Annotated in this window: 11 protein-coding genes; 5 read left to right on the top strand and 6 right to left on the bottom strand. The window is 64.2% G+C overall.

Features of this window, described 5'->3' with window-relative positions; all coding sequences use genetic code 11:
* Positions 1-75 precede the first annotated feature (75 nt).
* From RFM52_RS06815 to RFM52_RS06795, 5 genes are all read right to left on the bottom strand, one after another.
* Entirely contained in the window at positions 76-804 is a 729-nt protein-coding gene (locus RFM52_RS06815) for an SDR family oxidoreductase (protein ID WP_320294732.1), read from the bottom strand.
* Between the two features lie 25 nt (positions 805-829).
* Complete coding sequence (locus RFM52_RS06810; RefSeq protein ID WP_320294731.1) at positions 830-2,086, bottom strand: sugar ABC transporter permease; 1,257 nt, start codon at positions 2,084-2,086, stop codon at positions 830-832.
* On the bottom strand, positions 2,083-2,919 hold the full coding sequence (locus tag RFM52_RS06805; protein WP_320294730.1) for an ATP-binding cassette domain-containing protein: 837 nt from the start codon (positions 2,917-2,919) through the stop codon (positions 2,083-2,085). Before RFM52_RS06805 ends, RFM52_RS06810 begins: the two co-directional genes overlap by 4 nt.
* Before the next feature lie 66 nt (positions 2,920-2,985).
* Positions 2,986-4,068, bottom strand: coding sequence for an ABC transporter substrate-binding protein (locus RFM52_RS06800; protein WP_320294729.1), 1,083 nt, complete (start codon positions 4,066-4,068; stop codon positions 2,986-2,988).
* Positions 4,069-4,369: 301 nt separating this feature from the next.
* Positions 4,370-5,254, bottom strand: a complete 885-nt coding sequence (locus RFM52_RS06795; protein WP_320295035.1) for an AraC family transcriptional regulator — start codon at positions 5,252-5,254, stop codon at positions 4,370-4,372.
* A 252-nt stretch (positions 5,255-5,506) separates the two neighbouring features.
* Here RFM52_RS06795 and RFM52_RS06790 point away from each other — a divergent pair, with 252 nt between their 5' ends.
* Positions 5,507-6,667 carry a glycoside hydrolase family 25 protein gene (locus RFM52_RS06790; protein WP_320294728.1) on the top strand — a complete coding sequence of 387 codons (1,161 nt, stop codon included), beginning with the start codon at positions 5,507-5,509 and terminating at the stop codon, positions 6,665-6,667.
* 13 nt (positions 6,668-6,680) lie between these two features.
* Here the strand turns inward: RFM52_RS06790 and RFM52_RS06785 are convergent, their stop codons facing one another.
* Positions 6,681-7,556 carry a helix-turn-helix domain-containing protein gene (locus tag RFM52_RS06785; protein WP_430699235.1) on the bottom strand — a complete coding sequence of 292 codons (876 nt, stop codon included), beginning with the start codon at positions 7,554-7,556 and terminating at the stop codon, positions 6,681-6,683.
* Between the two features lie 213 nt (positions 7,557-7,769).
* Here RFM52_RS06785 and melA point away from each other — a divergent pair, with 213 nt between their 5' ends.
* From melA to RFM52_RS06765, 4 genes are all read left to right on the top strand, one after another.
* Complete coding sequence (gene melA, locus RFM52_RS06780; RefSeq protein WP_320294727.1) at positions 7,770-9,236, top strand: alpha-glucosidase/alpha-galactosidase; 1,467 nt, start codon at positions 7,770-7,772, stop codon at positions 9,234-9,236.
* Positions 9,237-9,343: 107 nt separating this feature from the next.
* On the top strand, positions 9,344-11,422 hold the full coding sequence (locus RFM52_RS06775) for an ABC transporter substrate-binding protein (RefSeq protein WP_320294726.1): 2,079 nt from the start codon (positions 9,344-9,346) through the stop codon (positions 11,420-11,422).
* 113 nt (positions 11,423-11,535) lie between these two features.
* The gene (locus RFM52_RS06770; protein ID WP_320294725.1) at positions 11,536-12,543 is read left to right on the top strand and encodes an ABC transporter permease; all 1,008 of its coding nucleotides are present in this window, start codon (positions 11,536-11,538) and stop codon (positions 12,541-12,543) included.
* On the top strand, positions 12,544-13,698 hold the full coding sequence (locus RFM52_RS06765) for an ABC transporter permease (protein ID WP_320294724.1): 1,155 nt from the start codon (positions 12,544-12,546) through the stop codon (positions 13,696-13,698). It abuts the gene before it with no gap.
* The last annotated feature ends 2 nt before the right edge of the window (positions 13,699-13,700 follow it).

Here is a 13,700-nt window from a genome sequence, read left to right as displayed (position 1 = left end):
TAGTAGCGAGTTGAGTAGACGATTTTCTATTCACTATTCACTATTCACTATTCACTATTCACTATTCACTACTCACTACAAATCGTTGCTCTGCGGCAGGATCACCAGATCGCGAATGGTGATGTTCCTTGGTCGCGTGAGCATGAACAGGACGGCGTCCGCGACCTCGGTGGGCTGCATCAGGCCACCGGCCGCCAGCTCGTCCTCGAGCTTCTGCTTCGGCCAATCGCTGATCAGCGCCGTCACCACCGGCCCCGGCGCCACGGCGCCGACGCGCAGGCCGTGCTTGGCGACCTGCCGGCGCAGCGTGTGGACGAAGGCCTGGATGGCGTGCTTCGAGGCCGTGTAGACCGGCTCCCAGACGACGGGGACCAGGCCTGCGATGGAGCTGGTGACGACGATGTCGCCGGTCTTGCGTCCGACCATATGCGGCAGCACGGCGTGCACCGAGCGGAACACCGAATTGATGTTGAGGTTCAGCATGCGGTCCCAGGCGTCGGGATCGCCGTTGAGGATCTCGCCGCCGACATAGGAGCCGGCATTGGCGTGGAAGATGTCGAGCTGGCCGGTCTTGTCGAGGATGCCGGGCAGCATGGTCGCCACGCTGGCCGGGCTGGTGAGGTCGACCACCAGCGGGATGGCGCCGGAGCCGAGCTCGGCGACGACCTCCTTCAACCTGTCCTCGGCGCGGTCGACCAGCACGACGCGGGCGCCGGCTGTCAGCATGGCCCTGGCGCATTCGAGGCCGATGCCCGATGCCGCGCCGGTGACCGCGGCGACTTTTCCCGAAAGATCGTGAGCCATGTGTACCCTTCTCGTTTGAAACTGTTCAGGCGCGGCCGTGCGAAGCACGGGACCTGCGCGCGAGGGAGTCGACGATCACGGCGATGGCCAGAACGGCACCGGTGATCATGTAGCGAAGCGACGAGGACAGATCGAGCAGCGTCAGGCCGCTGGCGATCGACTGGATGACGATGATGCCAAGCAGCGCGGAATAGGCGCTGCCACGACCGCCGAACAGGCTGGTGCCGCCGATGACCGCGGCCGCGATGGCGTTCAGGTTCACGTCGCCGGTGCCGGCCTGCTGGCTGGCGGAAGCGAGCCGCGCCGCGGCCAGCACGCCGCCGAGCGCGGCGAAGAGCGAGCATAGGGCGAAGGCGCTGAGATAGATGGCGCGCACCTTGATGCCGGCGCGCCGCGCCGCCTCGCGGTTGCCGCCGACGGCGGTCATCGAACGCCCCCATTTGGTCCGGGTGAGCGCATAATTCATCGCCACGACGAGGCCGACGAACAGGCCGAACATCCACGGTATGCCGCGCGACTGGTTGAGGTAGGCGACGATCAGCTCGAGGCCGATGGTGATAGTGGCGACGCGCAGGATGAGCCCCGTCGCGGACGGGGTCGACAGATTGGCCGCGCGGCGGCGCGCGAAGGTGCGAAGCCCGGAAACCAGCATCGCCAGGCCGGGGATCGCGGCAAGCGTGTGGGAGACCCATTTCGGCATCACCATCAGCTGGCCGAAATCCACCAGGGCCGAGCCGTAAGGCAGGTTGATTGATCCGGTGGAGCCGAGGATGTAGAGCTGCATGCCCAGCACCGCGAGCAGGCCGGCCAGCGTCGAGACGAAGCTCGGCATGCCGAGCCGGTTGAACAGCAAGGCATAGAGCGAGCCGATCAGGGCGCCGAAGGCCAGCGCCGCCAAGATGGCGAGCGCCACAGGCCAGCCCTGGTTGACCCAGAGCGTGCCGACCATCGCCGAGGCGAAGCCGCTGATCGAGCCGACGGAAAGGTCGATCTCGCCGACCATCAGCACGCAGACGATGCCGAGCGCGATGACGCCGACGGTCGAGCAATCGAACAGGAGGTTGACCAGATTGCTGCTCGAAACGAACACCGGGTTGAGGCTGGTGAACACGGTCCAGATGACGACGAGGCCGACGACGACCGGCAGCGAGCCGAGATCGCCGCTGCGCACGCGATCGAGGAAGGCGCGGAGCGCGCCGCCGACGCCGGTGTCATGCTTCACCCGCGTATCGGCGCGGTCGAGCGCCAGCGGGGCGGAGGCGCCTTGCTTGACGTCCGTCATGGGTGTTGCTCCCCCGCCTGTTCGCTGTCGCTGTGATCGCGCTCCATGCGCAGGCGCTCGGCGCGGCGCGACACCGCGTTGTTGGACGCGCCGGTGATGGCGCTGACCAGATCCTGGTTCGAGGCATCGGGTTCAAAGACGCCGTTGTTGCGCCCCAGCCTGAGAACGACGATGCGGTCGGCGACGGCGCGGACATCTTCCATGTTGTGGCTGATCATCACGACGCCGAGGCCGCGGGCGCGGACGCGGTCGATGAGGTTGAGCACCTCCGCCGTCTGGGCGACGCCGAGGGCTGCGGTCGGCTCATCGAGCAGGATGAGCTTCGGTTCGAGCAGCAGCGAGCGCGCTATCGCCACCGTCTGGCGCTGGCCGCCGGACAGCGAGGCGACCGCCTCGCGCACGCTTGGGATGCGCGCCGACAATTCGTTGAGCAGCGTCCAGGCCCGCATCTCCATCGCCACTTCGTCCAGCCGGAGCGGGCTGAGCTCGTTGCCGAGGAAAATGTTGGCGACGACGTCGAGATTCTCGCAGAGCGCAAGATCCTGGAAAACCGTGGCGATGCCGAGCGTCAGCGCCGCGCGCGGGTCGGGCAGCGTCACCGCCCTGCCGCGGAAATTGATCGTTCCCGAGCTCGGCTGATGCACGCCGGCGAGGATCTTGACCAGCGTCGACTTTCCGGCGCCGTTGTCCCCGACCAGGGCCACGACCTCGCCGGCATGGACGTCGAAATCGATATCGGTCAGCGCCGAAACGGCGCCGAAATGCTTCGATATCCCGCGCAGGCTGAGCACCAGCTCGCCGACGGAAGCCGACCTTTCAGGACTCTCGTTCATGCGCCGCCCTTCTTGACAGTGTTTCCTGGACATCCGGCCGCCGACGGGCGGCCGGATGTCACCTGATCAGTTGGTGATGCCAAGCTTCTTGCAGCCCTCGGCATAGCGGTCGACGCAGAGCTCGGCGGCCGTGTTGATCTTCTTGTCGATGATCTCGGCCTTGAGGTTCTCCTGCGTCACCACCGCCGGCGTGAAGAGCTGCGAGGGCGTGTCGTAGAGCGTCATCTCGGCCTTCGGCGTCTCGCCCGACAACAGCTTGACGGCGACGTTGGCCGCCGCGGCCGCGACGATCTCGCTCGGCTTGGAGATGGTGTTGTACTGGTCGCCGGCGATGATCAACTGCAGCGCGGCGATCGTGGCGTCGTTGCCGGTCACCGGCGGAACCGGATCGACGCCGGCTGCCTTGAAGGCGGCGATCGCGCCGCCGCCGGTGCCGTCATTGGCGGCGACGACGCCTAGGATCTTGGCGCCGAAGCGGGTGACCTGTCCGCTCGCCCATTGCTGGGCCTTCGGCGGCGCCCATTCCGGCGTGTCGAACTCGGCCAGGATCGGGTAGCCGCTGTTGTCGAGACCCTCATGGATGCCCTTCTTGATCAGGCCGGCGGCGGCATCGGTCGGCGAGCCGTTGATCTGCAGCAGGCCGCCGCCGGCCGGGTCGACCTTCAGCGCCTTGAGATGCTCGACCAGCGAATCGGCAATGGCCTTGCCGATGCCTTCATTGTTGAAGGACACGTAGAAATCGGCGGGCGCCGTCGGGATGGGCCGGTCGTAGGCGATCACCTTGACGCCCTGGCTCTGCGCCAGCTTGACCAGCGAAGCGGCGGCGGTCGAATCCACGGGATCGAGCACGATGGCCTTGGCGCCCTGCGAGATCACCGAATTGAACTGCTGCTGCTGGCGCGCCGCGTCGGCATCGGCGTTCTGGTAGATCACCTTGCAGCCCGGGCAGAGCTTCTTCATCTCGGCGACGAAGCCCGGATAGTCGTGCTGCTCGTAGCGGGTCGATGCCTGGTCGGGCATCAGGAAGGCAACCGTGGCGTCGGTGACCGTGGCGGCGAATGCCGCCGTGCTGCCGAGCAGCGAGACCGCGAAAACGGCCGCGATCGTCGATTTCAAGGCAAACGGCGATTTCCATGTATATCTGGTCATTCGAATGTCTCCGTTTCGAGAAATGGTTTCACGATGACCTGCGCGGGACGACGCGTCAGGCCTTGACTGCATGTCGAACTGTTGAAAGGAGTATTGTCAGCAGCGGCCGAGGATCGATCGATCCCGATAAGCCACGCAGATATCCTCCTGAGCATGCTGGATTTCGGGCAAACGAACCCCAGCACCGGGTGCCCTGCACCCCGCGTCTTTCCTTCCCTGAATGTTTCTTTGTTTGATGCAATTCCGGGCGGAAAATCTTTTCAGACTGGAATTGCTTCAGGCTCCTCCCGCTTCCTCCCTGTTAGGCGGCAATCTCCGCGTTGATGTTCTCAGCCAGCAAGGCCCTGAAGCGCGAAGGCGACATGCCTTTCTGCGCCAGGAACTGACGGTTGAAATTCGAGATGTTGTTGTAGCCCGCGGCGTAGCAGATTTCGGTGATCGACATCTGGCCTTCGCTCATCAGCAGCTGGCAGGCGAGGTTGATGCGCAGGCGGTTGACATACTGCACCAGCGCCATTCCGGTGTGCCGGCGGAAGCTGCGCGAGAAGGCGCTCGGGCTGCGCCCGGCGATCTCGGCCAGCGTGCCTTCGCTGAAGGGTTCGGTCAGGTGGCAGTTGATATAAGCGAGCGCCTGGTTGATGCCGGCCGACATGAAGCCGGACGGGTCGGGCAGATAGCCGGCGCTGGCCAGCGTGCGGACATCGCCGGCGCGGTTCAAGATGTCGAGCACGGCCATGAACAGCGACAGGCGGCGCACGCCCTGCGCCTCGGTCAGCTCCGCCAGCAAGGGCGCCGCAAGCTCGGCCGTCGCCGCCGAGAACAGCGCGCCGCGGCGGCTGGTTTCAAGAATGCCGGCGCAGGCGGCAAGCTCGGGCAAGGCGGCGGAAGCGTCGGCGATGAATTCTTCGGAGAACTGCACGACACGGCCGCGCAGCGGCACGGTCTCGCCCGGCGGCACATCGCTGACCCAGTTGTGCGGCAGGTTGGGCCCGGTGAGCACCAGATTGCCCGGCTCGAACTCGCCGATGAAGTCGCCGACGAAATAACGGCCGGTGGTGGCGACGACCAGATGCAGTTCGTATTCGGGATGGAAGTGCCAGCGCACGGTGCGGAAAGGATAGCCGTGGGCCCAGGCCTTGAACGACTCTCCTTGTCTGATCTGGACGACTTCCAGGTCCGGATTCATCTTCATTTTCCTCCCCGCGCGGGTCCGGTCTTGTGACCGGTTGCTGCGCTTCGTTTGGGCAAACCGTGTATTCCCACTGGCCACCGCGATGGAAAGCTTAGGCGGCAATTGAAGCGCCTGCCACCACGGCTTGTCCACCCGACCGATACTTTTTTGACGTTTTGGAGCGGACCGAAGCAAGCCGATGTTGTGAAAGCAATTCCTTAACCATAGCGGTTCAGGATCGTCCCCTGGTCAGTGGGGACACCCTGATTGAAAAAGCCGGCGCGCCCTCTTCGCCGCCTGGCGCTTCTCGCGGCGGCGGTTGCGCTCGGCACGGCGGCACAGGCCTCGGATTTCTCCGAGCCGTGGAAGAATGCCGACCGCCCGCTGGTGATCGACGCCTACGAATACAATTCCATCGACTGGCAGCAGCTCGTCACCGACAAGCGCATCGCCGGCTTCATCAACAAGGCGTCCGACGGGCTGCCGCCACCTTACTTCTGCTTCGGGGCCGAGGCCGACGTCAAACTCTGCAAGGCGCAATGGAAGCGCTATGCGGTGACGCGCGAATTGTTCCAGACGCGCAAGGTCGTGGCCAAGGCGCTCGGCCTGAAATGGGGCGCCTATCATCTCGCTCGCCCCGGCAATCCGGTCGAGCAGGCCAACAATTTCATCGATTTCGCCGAACCGGCTCCGGATGAGCTGATCGCCCTCGACATCGAAGGCATCGATGCCACGCAATGGATGTCGCTGGAGGACGCGGAGGAATTCGTGCGCCAGGTGCATCGTCGCCTCGGCCGTTTCCCGGTCCTCTATGTCAACGGCAAGACGGCCCAGTACATCGCCGACAACCGTTACCAGTACCGCCTGCTGTCGCGGCTGCCGCTCTGGTATGCGCGCTACAAGCCGGACATCGACGTGCATTTCCCGATGGGCAACTGGCAGGGCTATGCGCTGTGGCAATTTTCGGCGCAGGCCAATTGCGGCCGTTTCCGCTGCCCCTATCGCGTGCCGGGCACGCCCCACGACATCGACGTTTCCGTCGCGCCGATGAGCGCCGACGAACTGCGCCAGGAATGGGCCTTTGGCGGACTGCTCGACGTGCCGGCCGACTACCTCGCCTCGATCCCGGTGCCGGTACCACGTGAGACGGCGCTGGCCGGCAAGGTGACCATCACCTATGCCGACGTGGCGACGCCGCCGACCGTCGAGGAGATGGTCGCCGTGCTCGGATCGCGCTGGGAAAGATTCCGCGACGGATTCCGCATGCCGGTGGTGAAGACGGTGCCACAGCGGCCGGGCTTCGGCATCGTGCAATATGTCGCCTGGAAACGCACCGAGCAGCGCACACCCGAGCAGATCGACGCGGCTTTCGCGGCGGCCGATCCGGTCAATACCGCATCGACCGCTCTCGACCACAAGCGACACTGAGCCCCAAGCATCATCAACGATGGTTGCCCAGGCTGGCATACATGCCGGTGGTGCGGAACTGCGTCGGGTTGATGCCGTAGCAGCGGCGAAAGACTTTTGAGAAGTAGTTCGCGTCCTCGAAGCCGCACAGCACCGCGACTTCCTTCACCGGCAGGAAATCCGCCTTGGTGAGCAGCTTCGCCGCGCGCTGCAAGCGCTGCTGCAGGACGAATTCCGCCGGCGGCAGCCCCTCGCTCTCGGCGAAGCAGCGCGAGAAATGGGCTCGGCTCAGGCCGCTGATCTCGACCAGCTCCGCCACCGGCAGCGGCTTGTCGAGATTGGCGTTGATGTGGTCGATGACCGGCTGCATGGCGCTCTGCTTCTCGGCGAAGGCGTGCGAGCCGAAGACGTCGTCGTAAAGCGCCATCGCCGCCTCATAGGCGATCGCCGACGCGGCGCCCGGTGAACCCGCCCCCTTGATGAGCCGCAGGCTGCAGTCGGCAAGGTGATCGACGGTGGCCGGCTGCAGCCGGAACACCGGGCCCGAAACGCTGAGGATCGACTTGTGGATGCGCAGTGCCTCCTCGCCATTCATCGAGATCCAGAAATATTCCCAGCGGTCGCCCTTGGCCAACCAGTAGCGATGATTGTGCGGCACCAGCACCAGCAGCGTGTCGTTCGCGTGCAGACGGTAGTTGCGGCTCTCGTAGCGCAATTGGCCGGTGCCGCTGATCGTATGCTGGAGCACGGTGAACGGGGTCTGGCCGCGCTTCCTGCCGTCCCAGTCGTAGGTCTCGTCCTCGCGCAGCTCATAGCCGGTGCTGGTCGGCATGGCATGCAGGCGCTGGCGGCCGCGCGGCAGCGAGATCGTGCGCATCAGCTTTCCGTTGGCGATCAGGTCCCGCAGCACAAAATTACCCTCGAAAGCATAATCCTTCTCTGGCCGCGCCGGCGAATAAGCGCATAATCCGGCCCTCAAGACGCGAAAGACCCGCGGTCGAGGAGCGGGCGGGAGGAGAAAAAGCCGGATTTCCGGCTTTGAATGGCGGGCGCGCTGTTGCGTGCGGCCATATCCTCCCTTGTTGCTCCTTGCCTAGCATTCGATTGGATCGAGGTGAAGGTGATGAGTTTCAAAATCGCTATTATCGGCGCCGGCAGCGTCGGATTCACCAAGAAGCTGTTCACCGACATCCTATGCGTGCCTGAATTCAAGGACATCGAATTCGCGCTGACCGATGTCAGCGAGCACAATCTCGGCATGATCAAGGCGATCCTCGACCGGATCGTCGAGGCGAACAAATTGCCGACGGAGGTGACGGCGACCACGAACCGCCGCGAGGCGCTGGAGGGCGCGCGCTACATCATCAGCTGCGTGCGCGTCGGCGGGCTTGAAGCCTATGCCGACGACATCCGCATCCCGCTGAAATATGGCATCGACCAGTGCGTCGGCGACACGATCTGCGCCGGCGGCATCCTCTACGGCCAGCGCAACATTCCAGTGATCCTCGACTTCTGCAAAGACATTCGCGAGGTCGCCGACACGAACGCCAAGTTCCTCAACTACGCCAACCCGATGGCGATGAACACCTGGGCCGCGATCGAATACGGTAAGGTCGATACGGTCGGGCTCTGCCACGGCGTGCAGCACGGCGCCGAACAGATCGCCGAAGTGCTCGGCGCAAAGTCGCCCAGGGAGCTCGACTATGTCTGCTCCGGCATCAACCACCAGACCTGGTTCATCGGGCTCAGGCTGAACGGCCGGCCGATCGGCAAGGACGAGCTGGTCGCCGCCTTCGAGGCGCATCCGGTCTATTCGAAGCAGGAGAAGCTGCGCATCGACGTTTTGAAGCGTTTCGGCGTCTATTCGACCGAAAGCAACGGCCATCTGTCGGAATATCTGCCCTGGTACCGCAAGCGCCCCGACGAGATCACGCGCTGGATCGACATGTCCGACTGGATCCATGGCGAGACCGGCGGCTACCTGCGCTACTCGACCGAGACCCGCAACTGGTTCGAGACCGAATATCCGCAATTCCTCGAAGCGGCCTCGAAGCCGATCGACCCGGCGAAGCGCTCGAACGAACACGCCAGCCGCATCCTCGAGGCGCTGGAGACCAACCGCGTCTATCGCGGTCACTTCAACGTCAAGAACGACGGCGTGATCACCAACCTGCCGCAGGACGCCATCATCGAATCGCCCGGCTTCGTCGACCGTTTCGGCATCAACATGGCGGCCGGCATCACGCTGCCGGAGGCCTGCGCCGCAACCTGCATGGCTTCGATTAACGTGCAACGCATGTCGGTGCATGCGGCCATTTCCGGCGACATCGACCTCTTGAAGCTCGCCGTGCTGCACGATCCGCTGGTGGGCGCGGTGTCGACCCCGGAAGAAGTCTGGCAGATGGTGGACGAGATGGTCGTCGCCCAGGCTCAATGGCTGCCGCAATATGCCGATGCCATTCCGGCGGCGAAGGAGCGGCTCTCGAAATCCAAGGTCAAGACCCGCGAATGGGCGGGCGCGGCGCGGCGGAGCGTGCGTTCGATCGAGGAATTGCGCGCCGAAAAGGCGGCGCTCAAACAGGCCGGCTGAGATCGCCCGGGCATGCTGACGGACGCGCAGGAGGCACGTCCGCCAAAGTCGGCCATTCAGAACAAGAAGCGGGCAGCAGCAGGCGTCCAAACAACTGGGAGGAGACGATGAGGACCTTACGCAGAATAGGCTTTGCCGCCGGACTGGCGATGAGCGTTGCCATTCCGGCATACGCCTTGGCATCCGAACCGACGATCCCGCCCGAGCCGGCGACGTTTCCGGCCGAAGGCAAGATCCACTATGTGGCGCGCGATTCCATCCTGGAGTTCAAGGCGCTGCCGCAATATCACGAGCCGGAGTGGGTGACGGAGAGATACGTCAAGACCGGCAAGCTGCCGCCGGTCAAAGACCGCCTGCCAAAGGAACCGCTGGTCTTCAAGACCGGCAACATGCCGGACGGCATCGGCGTCTACGGTGATACGATGCGCCACGTCATCGGCGGCAGGCCGGAAGGCTGGAACTACGGCGCCGGCCAGACGCAAGGCTGGGGCGGCATCGACATCGGCCTGTCCGAATGCCTGACGCGCACGGCGCCGCTGTTCCAGGTCGAGGCCAAGGACACCGAGCCGCTGCCCAACCTCGCCAAGAGCTGGGACTGGTCGAGCGACGGCCACAAGCTGACCATGCATCTGATCGAAGGCGCCAAATGGTCCGACGGCGCTCCCTTCAACGCCGACGACGTCATGTTCTACTGGGACGACGAGGTGGTCGATCCAAACGTCTCGCCGCTGAACGGCGCCACGCCCGAAACCTTCGGCGTCGGCACGACGCTGAAGAAGATCGACGACAATACCGTCGAGTGGACGTTCAAGGACGCCTTCCCGCGGCAATATCTCTATGCGATGGCCTACGGCACCTTCTGCCCCGGCCCGTCGCATATCCTGAAGCCGCAGCATCCGAAATATTCGAAGAACACCTACGACCAGTTCAAGAACGCCTTCCCGCCGGAGTATATGAACATGCCGGTGATGGGCGCCTGGGTGCCGGTCGAGTACCGGCCGGACGACATCATCGTCATGCGCCGCAACCCCTACTATTGGAAGGTGGACGAGAAGGGCAACCAGCTGCCTTATCTCAACGAGTTGCACTACAAGCTGTCGACCTGGGCCGACCGCGACGTCCAGGCGGTGGCGGGCTCCGGAGACTTCTCCAATCTCGAGCAACCGGAGAATTTCGTCGCCTCGCTGAAACGAGCGGCGGAAGCCAATGCGCCGGCCAGGCTCGCCTTCGGTCCGCGGCTGATCGGCTACAATCTGCGCTTGAACTTCTCCGCCAATGGCTGGGGCAACCCGGACGAGCGTGGCCAGGCGATCCGCGAGCTGAACCGTAACGAGGATTTCCGCAAGGCCGTGACCATGGCGATCGACCGCAAGGCACTCGGCGGGTCACTGGTCAAGGGGCCATTCACCGCCATCTATCCCGGCGGCTTCTCCTCCGGCACCAGCTTCTATGACCGCAAGTCGACGGTGTACTATCCGTTCGATCTCGAAGGCGCCAAGGCCGAGCTCGCCAAGGCCGGTCTCAAGGATACCGACGGCGACGGTTTCGTGAATTTCCCGGCGGGCACCGCCGGCGGCAAGAATGTCGAGATCGTGATGCTGGTCAACAACGACTACACGACCGACAAGAGCCTCGCCGAAGGCGTGGTGGCGCAGATGGAGAAACTGGGCTTGCGGGTCGTGCTCAACGGACTTAACGGCACCCAGCGCGACGCCACCCAATATTCCGGCCGCTTCGACTGGCTGATCCGGCGCAACGAGCAGGAGCTGACTTCCGTCGTGCAGAACACCGTGCAACTCGCGCCCGTCGGCCCCAAAACCAGCTGGGATCACCGCGCGCCCGAAAGCGGCGTGGTCGACCTGATGCCCTTCGAAAAGGACCTTGTCGATATCATCAACAAGTTCGTCTCCTCGTCAAACAATGACGAGCGCGCCAGCCTGATGAAGAAATTCCAGAAGATCTCGACCGAACATGTCTACAATATCGGCCTGACGGAATATCCGGGCGCGCTGATCGTCAACAAGCGCTTCTCCAACATCCCGCAGGGCACGCCGATCTTCATGTTCAACTGGGCCGAGGATTCGATCATCCGCGAACGGGTTTTCGTCGCGGCCGACAAACAGGCAAAATATGAATTGTTCCCCGAAGAGCTTCCCGGCAAGCCGGGTGACAAGGGTCCGATGTAAGGTCTACCTCCCCTGACCAAGAGACGTCCGGCCGCGTCGCGGCGCGGCCGGACAAACGAAACCTCCGAACGCACCCGAGGGAGCGACCGGTCAAAAAAGGAAGCGGACCGTCCATGCTGCGATTCCTGCTCATGCGCATAGCGTCGGCGCTTCCGGTCCTCCTCATCCTGAGCCTGGTCACCTTCGCCATCATCCAGGCGCCACCCGGCGACTATGCCGACTACATCCGCTCGCAGTTGATCAACCAGGGCGGCGCGTCCTTCGCCGAAGCCGACGCGCAGGCGCAGGCCTACCGTGTCGAGCACGGCCTCGATAAGCCGCTGCCCGTCCAGTACCTCAACTGGATCGGCGGCATCGTCACCCGCGGCGATTTCGGCTACAGCCTCTACTACAACAAGCCGGTGGCCGATGTGGTGGGCGAGCGCCTGCCGCGCACCTTGCTTCTGGCGCTGGTCTGCCATCTGCTCGCCTCGGTGCTTGGCATCACCTTCGGCATATGGGCGGCGACGCGGCAATATTCCTGGATCGACACGACACTTTCGGCGATCTCGTTCCTCGGCATGACGGTGCCGCGCTTCCTGATGGCGCTGATCATCGTCTATCTCCTGGTCTTCCAGTTCAACGTTTCGGAGATCGGCTCGTTCTTCTCGCCGCAATATGGCGGCGCGCCGTGGTCGTGGGCGAAGTTCGTCGACCTGGTCAAGCATGTCTGGCCGGTGGTGGCGATCGCGACCTTCGGCGGCCTCGCCTACAATATGCGCGTGATGCGCGGCAACCTGCTCGACACGCTCAACGCCCAATATGTCGAGACGGCCAAGGCCAAGGGCCTGACCGGCGGCGCCGTCGTCATGCGGCATGCCGTGCCCAACGCGCTGCATCCGCTGGTGATGTATCAGGGCGTGGTGCTGCCCTATATGCTGACCGGCGAGATCGAAACGGCGATCATCTTCGCACTGCCGACCGTCGGTCCGGCGATCGTCGGTTCGATGGCGGTCGGCGACGTCTATGTCACGGCCACCTTCATGATGGTGCTGTCGGCGACGCTGATTGTCGGCAACATCGTCGCCGACATGCTCCTCGTCCTGCTCGACCCGCGCATTCGCCAGTTCGGGGAGCGCTAGATGCTGGCCCGCGACCCCTCACCGCCGCCCCCATCCCTCACGCCCTTGCCGACCGAAGGCGTCGCGGTGGCCGGACCCGCGCATGGCAATGAGAGCTACATCGCGCTTGTCTGGCGCCGGCTGAAGCGTTCCTGGACCGGCATGGCCGGGCTTTGCCTGGTGGTGCTGCTGCTGGTCATGGCGGTGTTCGCCGAATTCCTGGCGCCGATGGACCCCAAGGCGACCGACGTCGCCTTCGCGCCGCCGCAAGTGCCTGTTTTCCACGACAAGGACGGCAATTTCGTCGCGCGGCCGCGGGTCTATGCGCTGTCCGATTCGGCCGATCTCGATCCGGTCACCTTCCAGCCGATCGTCGGCCCCGACTACGACCATCCAAGGCTGCTCGGCTTCTTCGTCGAGGGCGCTCCCTACAAGCTTCTCGGCCTCATCCCGGCGAACCGGCATTTCTTCGCCTCGATGGACGGCCAGCCGGTGCATTTCCTCGGCACCGACAAGTTCGGCCGCGACGTGCTGTCACGCGCCATCCACGGCTCGCGTGTGTCGCTGATGATCGCGCTGACGGTAGTCTTCATCATCACGGTCATCGGCACCAGCATCGGCATGATCTCCGGCTATTTCGGCGGCAAGTTCGACGTCTGGATGCAGCGCTTCGTCGAGCTTGTGCTTGCCTTCCCGCAACTGCCGCTTTACCTCGCGCTGACGACGCTGATCCCGGTCACCGCGCCGACCAATGTCTTCCTTGGCTTCGTCATCATCGTCATGTCGGCGCTGGGCTGGGCGCAGATGTCGCGCGAGGTGCGCGGCAAGACCCTGGCGCTGGCGCGGATCGACTATGTGCGCGCCGCCATGGCGGTCGGCGCCACCGACCGGCGCATCATCATGCAGCACATCTTCCCCAATGTGATGAGCCACGTGATCGTCGCGGTGACACTGGCGATCCCGACGGTGGTGCTGCTCGAATCCTTCCTCGGCTTCCTCGGCTTCGCGGTGAAGCCGCCGCTGATCTCGTGGGGGCTGATGCTGCAGGACACCGCGACCTATTCGGTCATCGGCACCTATCCGTGGATCCTGTCGCCAGTCGGCTTCGTGCTGATCACAGTCTTTGCCTTCAACGCGCTGGGCGACGGCCTGCGCGATGCCGTCGATCCCTATTGAGG

The organism is Mesorhizobium humile (genome assembly GCF_033977215.1).
Classification (GTDB): Bacteria; Pseudomonadota; Alphaproteobacteria; order Rhizobiales; family Rhizobiaceae; genus Mesorhizobium; species Mesorhizobium humile.
Note: the sequence above shows the minus strand (reverse complement) of the source record. Positions and strands in the feature narration are given on the sequence as shown.

What these genes read in the sequence shown, in the direction of transcription:
- RFM52_RS06815 (WP_320294732.1), bottom strand. Translation starts at nt 804, where the DNA reads ATGGCTCACGATCTTTCGGGAAAAGTCGCCGCGGTCACCGGCGCGGCA.
- RFM52_RS06810 (WP_320294731.1), bottom strand. Translation starts at nt 2,086, where the DNA reads ATGACGGACGTCAAGCAAGGCGCCTCCGCCCCGCTGGCGCTCGACCGC.
- RFM52_RS06805 (WP_320294730.1), bottom strand. Translation starts at nt 2,919, where the DNA reads ATGAACGAGAGTCCTGAAAGGTCGGCTTCCGTCGGCGAGCTGGTGCTC.
- RFM52_RS06800 (WP_320294729.1), bottom strand. Translation starts at nt 4,068, where the DNA reads ATGACCAGATATACATGGAAATCGCCGTTTGCCTTGAAATCGACGATC.
- RFM52_RS06795 (WP_320295035.1), bottom strand. Translation starts at nt 5,254, where the DNA reads ATGAATCCGGACCTGGAAGTCGTCCAGATCAGACAAGGAGAGTCGTTC.
- melA (WP_320294727.1), top strand. Translation starts at nt 7,770, where the DNA reads ATGAGTTTCAAAATCGCTATTATCGGCGCCGGCAGCGTCGGATTCACC.
- RFM52_RS06775 (WP_320294726.1), top strand. Translation starts at nt 9,344, where the DNA reads ATGAGGACCTTACGCAGAATAGGCTTTGCCGCCGGACTGGCGATGAGC.
- RFM52_RS06770 (WP_320294725.1), top strand. Translation starts at nt 11,536, where the DNA reads ATGCTGCGATTCCTGCTCATGCGCATAGCGTCGGCGCTTCCGGTCCTC.
- RFM52_RS06765 (WP_320294724.1), top strand. Translation starts at nt 12,544, where the DNA reads ATGCTGGCCCGCGACCCCTCACCGCCGCCCCCATCCCTCACGCCCTTG.